Genomic DNA, 7,753 nt, shown 5'->3' with positions numbered 1-7,753 from the left:
GATGTGCATCGACGCCTCTCCTCAGAAGGTTCGCCGTAGTTATACACGCTAATGTTGCCCCCACGCTGCGCTCATTGCATTCGCTTGCTGCCCCCCAAGGGGGCTGGCCCACCTTGGGGCGGCCCGGCGGTGGGCCGTTGCCCCCACGCTGCGCTCATTGCATTCGCTTGCTGCGCCCCTAGGGGCGGCCCGGGTTCTTTGGGCTACGGCTTTTGCCGGACGAAAAAAAGCCCCATGGCGAACCATGGGGCTCCGGGTTTTGCAACCCACATGCTCCGGCCAGTCTTACCACGCCGCTGGCCGGCACTTGCGCGTAAACGTCCGGCGTCAGGCCGTTTGCGCGCGAGTCCAGTTGATCAGCGCGGCGGTCAGGTCGCGCAGATCGGCCTTCAGGCGGCCATAGTTTTCGGTGGGGCGCAGCGTCACCTCGTCCATGTACAGCTTGCGGTTGATTTCGATCTGCAAGCTGTGGCGGCCTTCCTGGGGGCGGCCGAAAGCGCGCACCAGTTCGACGCCCTTGTACGGGTCGTTGACCGTGACGTTATAGCCACGCTCGCGCAGCCAGGCCGCGATGAATTCGCGGAATGCCGGGTCGCTGGTGCTGCCGTCGCGGTCGCCCAACACGAAGTCGGGGTGAACCAGACCGGGGCGGTCCGTGGCGAAGGCGCCCGCCACGCTGGGCATCGAGTGGCAGTTGATGTGCCAGACTTTGCCGAACTTCTTGTGTGCCGAATCCAGCACCTGGCCGAGGGCAGCGTGGTACGGCGTCCAGCAGGCGTCGATGCGGTGACGCACTTCCTCAACCGTCAGCTTGCGGTTGTACAGCGGCGTGCCGTCATCCAGCATGCGCCAGATCAGGCCCTTGCCAAGCTTGACCTTGGGCGATGCGTTGACGGCATCCGGCCAGGCTTGGTCCAGCAGCAATTCATCGATTTCGTCGGCCGCGCGATTGGCGTCGATGTAGGCACGCGGAAACGCGGCGGCAACCATCGGCACGCCCATGTCCAGCGCGTCGCCCCACAGGTCGTCAACCCAGGTGTCCTCGGCAGTGCGCAGCGCGCCAAAGTCCACCGCGGCGGCGAAGTCGGGAGGGTAGGCGGTGCCGCTGTGCGGAGAGTCCAGCACAAGCGGGGCCGAGGATTCCGAATCCGGATATTGCTGCGGAAGGTCGAGCCGGTAAGACAGGGGTTGGGTAATTCGCATATAGAGGTCTTGCGTTCGTGATTCGAAAGGCCCGCGCTGCCCGTGACGGCGCGGCGCGGGCCGAAGATCGCTTAGTCGATCTTCACGTTGGCTTCTTTGGCGATGCGCTTGTTCTTGGCGATTTCAGCGGCGATCTGCTTGCCGAAGTCGGCCGAGCTGTTGGCGGCGGGCTCAGCACCCAGGCCTTCCAGGCGCGACTTCACGTCCGCTTCGGCGCTAACCTTCTGCACGGCGGCGTTCAGCTTGGCCAGGATGGGTTCCGGCAGCTTGGCCGGGGCGACCAGGCCGAACCACGACGCATCGTTCACGGCCGGCAGGCCGGCTTCGGCGAACGTGGGCACGTTGGGCAGGCTGGCCACGCGCTTGGGCGAGGCAACGGCCATGGCGATCAGGCGGCCGGACTGCACGTGCGGCAGGGTGGACGGCAGGTTGTCATACATGACGTCGACCTGGCCGGCCAGCGCGTCGTTCAGCGCCGGGCCCACGCCACGGTACGGAACGTGCATCAGGTCGGTGCCCGAGGCCATCTTGAACAGTTCGCCCATCATGTGCGAGACCGAACCGTTGCCGGCGGACGCGTACGTCAGCTTGCCCGGCTGGCTCTTGGCCAGCTTGATGAAGTCGGCGATGTTCTTGGCGTCAACCTTGGGGTTGATCGTCATGATGTTCGGCACGGCGGCCAGGTTCGAGATGGGCGTGAAGTCCTTCTCGCCATCGAACGGCAGGTTCGGGTAGATGGCCGGGTTGATGCCGTGCGTGCTAACCGTGGCGATGCCCAGGACGTAGCCGTCCGGTGCGCTGCTGGCAACGAATGCGCTGCCGATCGAGCCGCCCGCGCCACCGCGGTTTTCCACCACGACGGTCTGGCCCAGTTCCTTGCCCAGCTTGTCCGCGAACAGGCGGCCGACGATGTCGGTGGTGCCTCCGGGCGGGAAGGGAACGATCAGGCGGATGGGCTTGCTGGGATACGCGTCTTCAGCGTGCGCGATACCCGAGGTCAGCGGCATGGCCAGGGTCGCGGCGGCGACACACAGGCCCAGTACTACGTTACGGCGTTGCATGGATTCCCCTAATAAATGGAAAGCGAATGCGCAAAGGCAGTCGCAAACGCAACGATTCTTTCCTGGCGGGGCCGTTTGCGCAAACGAAAGTTTCTCCGTAAGCTATGACTTTTTTTCATGCCTCCCGTTTGTCGACACGATTCGGGCGTTACTTTTGTGTAACTTTTCCGGTGGCGGCACACGCGATCGAGGCCGGGGAAACATCCCCCGATCAAGCCCCGCCGGGGCGGGAGCCCCACGCGACGTGGGGGCGAATCATGCGACGTTTCTGTCCCTCTTTAACGGATCTTCAAGCATTTGAAGTTGCCGCGCGGCACAGCAGCTTTACGCGGGCAGCGCAGGAATTGTGCGTCACGCAGGGCGCGGTCAGTAAACAGGTGAAACATCTGGAAGAGTTCGTAGGCGTTGAACTATTCCTGCGCATCAGGCAAGGCCTGGTGCTGACCGAGGCCGGCCGCAGTTATCTGACCAAGGTTCAAGCGGGTTTGGGCCAGATCGAAGCGGCCACGGTCGAGTTGATTGCGCATCAAGGGCAGGGCGGCACGTTGAACCTGACCTGTATGCCCACGTTCGGCGCGCGCTGGTTGATCCCGCGCCTGACGGCCTTTATGCGCTTGCGCCCCGACATTCACGTTGAATTTTTGCCCCATCGGCAGGGCTACGATTTTTCCACGCCTGAACTGGATGCCGCCGTGCGATTCGGCGAAGGCATCTGGCCGGGCAGCGGCGCCGACTACATCGTGGGCCGCGATATCGTGCCCGTGTGCAGCCCGCGCCTGATTCCGGGCGGCTGTCCATCGCCCGAGGCCCTGCTGGCGTATCCGCTGCTGCACCATACGTCGGCGCTGGAGGGCTGGCGCGATTGGTTCGAGCAAGCCGGCTGCGACAGCCGCCGCAGCCTGGAAGGCGCCCGCTTCGACCAGTACGCGCTGTTGTCGCAGGCCGCCGCGGCCGGTTTCGGCGTGGCGCTGATCCCGCGTTGCCTGATCGAAGACGAACTGCGTGACGGCAAGCTGGCCGTTGCCATCAAGCTGCCGATCCGCGCACGCATGGGCTATTACCTGTGTTACCCCGAGCAGAAGGCCAACCTGCCCACCTTGCAGGCGTTTCGCGCCTGGCTGATGGAAGTGTCCCGGGCCGCCGAGCCGCAGCCCAACGCCGCGCCCGCGCCCGAAGCCGCGTCCGAACTAAAATAGCCGCATCATGAGTCAAATATCCACCAAGAAAGGCCGCGTTGTCGTGGGCATGTCGGGCGGCGTCGATTCTTCGGTCACCGCATGGTTGCTGAAGCAACAAGGCTATGAAGTCGTCGGCCTGTTCATGAAGAACTGGGAAGACGACGACGATTCCGAATACTGTTCCACCCGCCAGGACTTGCTGGACGCCGCCAGCGTCGCGGACCTGGTGGGCGTGGATTTTGAATTCGTCAATTTCGCTGCCGAATACAAGGACCGCGTGTTCGCCGAATTCCTGCGCGAATATTCCGCCGGCCGCACCCCCAATCCCGACGTGCTGTGCAATGCCGAAATCAAGTTCAAGGCATTTCTCGACCACGCCATGGCGCTGGGCGCCGAGCACATCGCCACGGGCCACTACGCCCGGGTGCGCGAAGTGCCGGCCGACGGGGGCGGCACGCAGTTCCAATTGCTCAAGGCCCTGGACGCCTCCAAGGACCAAAGCTATTTCCTGCATCGGCTGAACCAGGCGCAACTGTCGCGCACGCTGTTTCCGCTGGGCGAAATCCACAAGACCGAAGTGCGCCGCATCGCGCACGAGATCGGGCTGCACAACGCCGCCAAGAAGGATTCCACCGGTATCTGCTTTATCGGCGAGCGCCCGTTTCGCGAATTCCTGAACCGCTACCTGCCGACCGAGCCGGGCCCGATCCTGACGCCGGAAGGCCAGCAGGTGGGCCGCCACGAGGGCCTGTCGTTCTACACGCTGGGCCAGCGCAAGGGCCTGGGCGTGGGCGGCGTGAAGGGGCGCCAGCGCGAGGACGGCACGGCCGAGGCCTGGTACGTGGCGCGCAAGGACCTGGAGCGCAACATCCTGTACGTGGTGCAGGGGCATGATCACCCCTGGCTGCTGTCCGGCCAGTTGCAGGCGCAGGACGCCAGTTGGGTGGCAGGCCATCCTCCCGCGCTTGCCGGCTACGGCGCCAAGACGCGCTACCGCCAGGCGGATGCGGCCTGCCGTCTGGACCGGGCTGAAGGCGATACGTTCGCGCTGGATTTCACCGATCCGCAATGGGCCGTCACGCCGGGCCAGTCGGCTGTGCTTTACGATGGCGAGGTTTGCCTGGGCGGTGGCATCATTCTGTAGCGCACCGCCGCACCGGTGCATGTGCGATCAAGCAAGGCCCCGTGGGCGCGTCGCCCGCGGGGCCTTGTTCATGAACCCAAGAATTCAAAACGAGAGGAGAAGGTTGTGGATGTTTCGATGGTGATTTGCCTGCTGTTGCTGGGCGCGGTAGCCGGCTTCGCGGCAGGGCTGCTGGGAATCGGCGGCGGGATGCTGCTGGTGCCGCTGTTGACCATGTTGTTCTCGTGGCAGGGCATGCCGCCCGATCTGGTGGTGCACGCCGCCATCGCCACGTCGATGACGTCCATCCTGTTCACGTCGATTTCCAGCGTGCGGGCGCACCAGCAGCGCGGCACGATCAAATGGAACATCGTGTGGGCCATGGCGCCGGGCATCATCATCGGCGGGCTGATATCGGGCGGAGCGGTGTTCGCGGCCCTGAACACGCTGTGGTTGTCGCTGTTCTTTGCGCTGTTCGTCGGTTATTCGGGCTGGAGCATGCTGCGCAACAAGAAGCCCAAGCCGGCTCGCCAGATGCCGGGGGTGGTGGGCACCAGCGCGGCCGGGGCGGGTATCGGGTTCCTGTCGGGGCTGGTCGGCGCGGGCGGCGGATTCCTGTCTGTGCCGTTCATGGTCTGGTGCAACGTGGCCTTGCACAACGCCGTGTCCACGTCGGCCGCGCTGGGTTTTCCCATTGCGCTGGCCAACAGCGTGGGTTACGTGGTGTCGGGCCTGAATGAAGGGGCCACGCGCCCCGGCATGCTGGGCTACATCTACTGGCCCGCCTTGCTGGCGCTGGTGTGCACCAGCGTGTTGACCGCGCCGCTGGGCGCGCGGATGGCGCATCGCCTGCCGGTGCAAACCCTGAAGCGCGTGTTCGCGTGCCTGCTTTTCGCCTTGGCGGCGTACATGCTGTTCAAGGCCTGGCAGACGTTCGCGGCGCAATAAGGCCGCGCAATGCAAACCGGCCACACAAGGTGGCCGGTCATCAAGCACCCGTGTGAAACGGGCAGGCGGAAGCCGCTCAGGCGGTCTTGGGCGCGGTGTCGATAAACGACTGCCGCTGCGCCAGCTTGTCGTGCAGGCGCGCCAGGTTCAGGTGGTTGGCGCGCCAGTCCAGCGCGGCAAAGCGCAGGTCCAGGTAGCCCAGCGCGCAGCCGACGGCGATGTCGGCCAGGCTGTAGTTGATGCCCATGCAGTGGGCGTTATCACCCAGGCTTTTGTTCATGGCGTCCAGGCTGGCGTGGATCTTGCCGTATTGGCGTTCGATCCATTCCGGGCTGCGCTGGGCCTCCGGGCGCTGGTTTTCCTTGACGATGGCGACACAGGCGTCCAGGACGCCATCGGCGATGGCCTCCCAGCACTTGACGGCGGCACGGTCACGCCCCTGCTGCGGAATCAGGCGGGCAACGGGCGACAAGGTGTCCACGTACTCGACGATGACGCGCGAATCAAACAGCGCGCCGCCATCTTCCATGACCAGGCAGGGCACCTTGCCCAGCGGGTTGTACGTTTGGATCTGCGTGTCGGCGGACCAGACGTTTTCGAGTTCAAGCCGGTAGTCCAGCTTTTTCTCGGCCATGACGATACGCACTTTGCGTACGTATGGACTGGTAAGCGAGCCGATCAGTTTCATGGAGTCACAAGCGGAGTCGAAAAGCGGCCGAAGTATAGCAGGCCGTATGACGGTCACGCCGTCCGTTGGCCGGAATCTTCGCCAGTTTGCCACAATGTTGCACGCCCCTGGATGATAAAATCGCCGGGTTTTCCCATCCGTAGCCATTTCTTCTTCAGACCATGCAAATCGCCGACCAGTTGAGCCAACTTAATGCCCTTTCGCCATTGGATGGCCGTTACGCTTCCCGGGGCGACGCGCTGCGCGGCCTGCTGTCCGAAGCCGGCTTCATGGCGCATCGCGTCGAAGTCGAGGTGGCCTGGCTGGTCGCCTTGTCCGACGCCGGCCTGCCCGAGCTGCCCGCTTTTTCGCAGGCCGCCCGCCAGCGCCTGCAACAGCTGGTGCAGGATTTTTCCGAAGCCGATGCCGGCCGCATCAAGGACATCGAACGCGTCACCAACCATGACGTGAAGGCCGTTGAGTACTGGCTGAAGGAAAAAGTGGCCGATGACGCCGAGCTGGCCCGCGCCGCCGAATTCATCCACTTCGCCTGCACCTCGGAAGACATCAACAACACCTCGCACGCGCTGATGCTGTCGCGCGCCCGCGATCAGGTGGTGGTGCCGCGCCTGCGCGAACTGGCCGCCAAGCTGAACGACATGGCCGTGGCGCAAGCCGATCAGCCGATGCTGTCGCGCACGCACGGTCAGCCGGCCAGCCCGACCACGCTGGGCAAGGAATTTGCCAACGTGGCCGCGCGCCTGAATCGCGCCATTGCCGCTGTCGAAGCGGTTGAACCGCTGGCCAAGTTGAACGGCGCCACCGGCAACTACAACGCCCACCTGTCGGCCTATCCGGAAATCGATTGGCCCGCCTTCAGCCAGCGCGTGCTGGCCGGCCTGGGCCTGACCCAGAACCGCCACACCATCCAGATCGAACCGCACGACTGGATGTCGGCCCTGTTCGACGCCATCACGCGCGCCAACATCATCGTGCTGGACCTGGACCGCGACGTCTGGGGCTATGTGGCGCTGGGCTACTTCAAGCAGCGCCTGAAGGAAGGCGAGGTCGGTTCGTCGACCATGCCGCACAAGGTCAACCCGATCGACTTCGAAAACTCCGAAGGCAACCTGGGCCTGGCCAATGCCGTGCTGCGCCACCTGGCCGACAAGCTGCCGATCTCGCGCTGGCAGCGCGACCTGACCGACTCCACCGTACTGCGCAACCTGGGCGTGGGCCTGGGCTATTGCCTGGTGGCGTGGGACGCCTGCATGCGCGGCCTGGGCAAGCTGGAAGTGAACACGGCCGCCATCGACGCCGACATCGATGCCTGCTGGGAAGTGCTGGCCGAGCCGGTGCAGACGGTGATGCGCCGCTACGGCCTGCCGCAGCCTTACGAACAACTCAAGGCATTGACGCGCGGCAAGGGCATTACCGAAGAAGCGCTGCGCGAATTCATCCAGGGCCTTGCGCTGCCGGAAGAACCCAAGGCCCGCCTGTTGGCCATGACCCCCCGTTCGTACATCGGACTGGCCGCCGAGCTGGCCCGGGCGGTATAGTCGCCATGCCCCGC

The 7,753-nt window shown here is 64.7% G+C and carries 7 protein-coding genes; 4 read left to right on the top strand and 3 right to left on the bottom strand.

Annotated elements, in window-relative coordinates; genetic code table 11:
• Positions 1-327: 327 nt before the first annotated feature.
• On the bottom strand, positions 328-1,203 hold the full coding sequence (locus tag ACNPP0_RS13160; protein WP_332610317.1) for an N-formylglutamate amidohydrolase: 876 nt from the start codon (positions 1,201-1,203) through the stop codon (positions 328-330).
• A gap of 71 nt (positions 1,204-1,274) precedes the next feature.
• Positions 1,275-2,264, bottom strand: coding sequence for a Bug family tripartite tricarboxylate transporter substrate binding protein (locus ACNPP0_RS13155; RefSeq protein WP_448706129.1), 990 nt, complete (start codon positions 2,262-2,264; stop codon positions 1,275-1,277).
• A gap of 257 nt (positions 2,265-2,521) precedes the next feature.
• Here ACNPP0_RS13155 and ACNPP0_RS13150 point away from each other — a divergent pair, with 257 nt between their 5' ends.
• The 3 genes from ACNPP0_RS13150 (at position 2,522) to ACNPP0_RS13140 (ending at position 5,513) form a co-directional block, all read left to right on the top strand.
• Complete coding sequence (locus ACNPP0_RS13150; RefSeq protein ID WP_332610314.1) at positions 2,522-3,460, top strand: LysR substrate-binding domain-containing protein; 939 nt, start codon at positions 2,522-2,524, stop codon at positions 3,458-3,460.
• 7 nt (positions 3,461-3,467) lie between these two features.
• Positions 3,468-4,586: a tRNA 2-thiouridine(34) synthase MnmA gene (gene mnmA, locus ACNPP0_RS13145; protein WP_448706128.1), complete on the top strand. Its 1,119-nt coding sequence runs from the start codon at positions 3,468-3,470 to the stop codon at positions 4,584-4,586.
• Positions 4,587-4,691: 105 nt separating this feature from the next.
• Positions 4,692-5,513, top strand: coding sequence for a sulfite exporter TauE/SafE family protein (locus ACNPP0_RS13140; protein ID WP_332610311.1), 822 nt, complete (start codon positions 4,692-4,694; stop codon positions 5,511-5,513).
• A gap of 76 nt (positions 5,514-5,589) precedes the next feature.
• On the opposite strand, the gene ACNPP0_RS13135 is transcribed toward ACNPP0_RS13140, so the two are convergent.
• On the bottom strand, positions 5,590-6,201 hold the full coding sequence (locus ACNPP0_RS13135; protein WP_104143238.1) for a glutathione S-transferase: 612 nt from the start codon (positions 6,199-6,201) through the stop codon (positions 5,590-5,592).
• A 161-nt stretch (positions 6,202-6,362) separates the two neighbouring features.
• Between ACNPP0_RS13135 and purB the strand changes: the two genes are divergently transcribed.
• Complete coding sequence (gene purB, locus ACNPP0_RS13130; protein WP_448706127.1) at positions 6,363-7,739, top strand: adenylosuccinate lyase; 1,377 nt, start codon at positions 6,363-6,365, stop codon at positions 7,737-7,739.
• Positions 7,740-7,753 lie beyond the last annotated feature (14 nt).

The organism is Achromobacter semiaridum, assembly GCF_053543755.1.
The sequence above is the reverse complement of the archived record's forward strand: the minus strand, read 5'-3'. Positions and strand labels throughout refer to the sequence as shown.

Bases quoted from the DNA above. Each gene is read 5' to 3' on its own strand.
- ACNPP0_RS13160 (WP_332610317.1), bottom strand. From the start codon at position 1,203: ATGCGAATTACCCAACCCCTGTCTTACCGGCTCGACCTTCCGCAGCAA.
- purB (WP_448706127.1), top strand. From the start codon at position 6,363: ATGCAAATCGCCGACCAGTTGAGCCAACTTAATGCCCTTTCGCCATTG.
- ACNPP0_RS13135 (WP_104143238.1), bottom strand. From the start codon at position 6,201: ATGAAACTGATCGGCTCGCTTACCAGTCCATACGTACGCAAAGTGCGT.
- mnmA (WP_448706128.1), top strand. From the start codon at position 3,468: ATGAGTCAAATATCCACCAAGAAAGGCCGCGTTGTCGTGGGCATGTCG.
- ACNPP0_RS13155 (WP_448706129.1), bottom strand. From the start codon at position 2,264: ATGCAACGCCGTAACGTAGTACTGGGCCTGTGTGTCGCCGCCGCGACC.
- ACNPP0_RS13150 (WP_332610314.1), top strand. From the start codon at position 2,522: ATGCGACGTTTCTGTCCCTCTTTAACGGATCTTCAAGCATTTGAAGTT.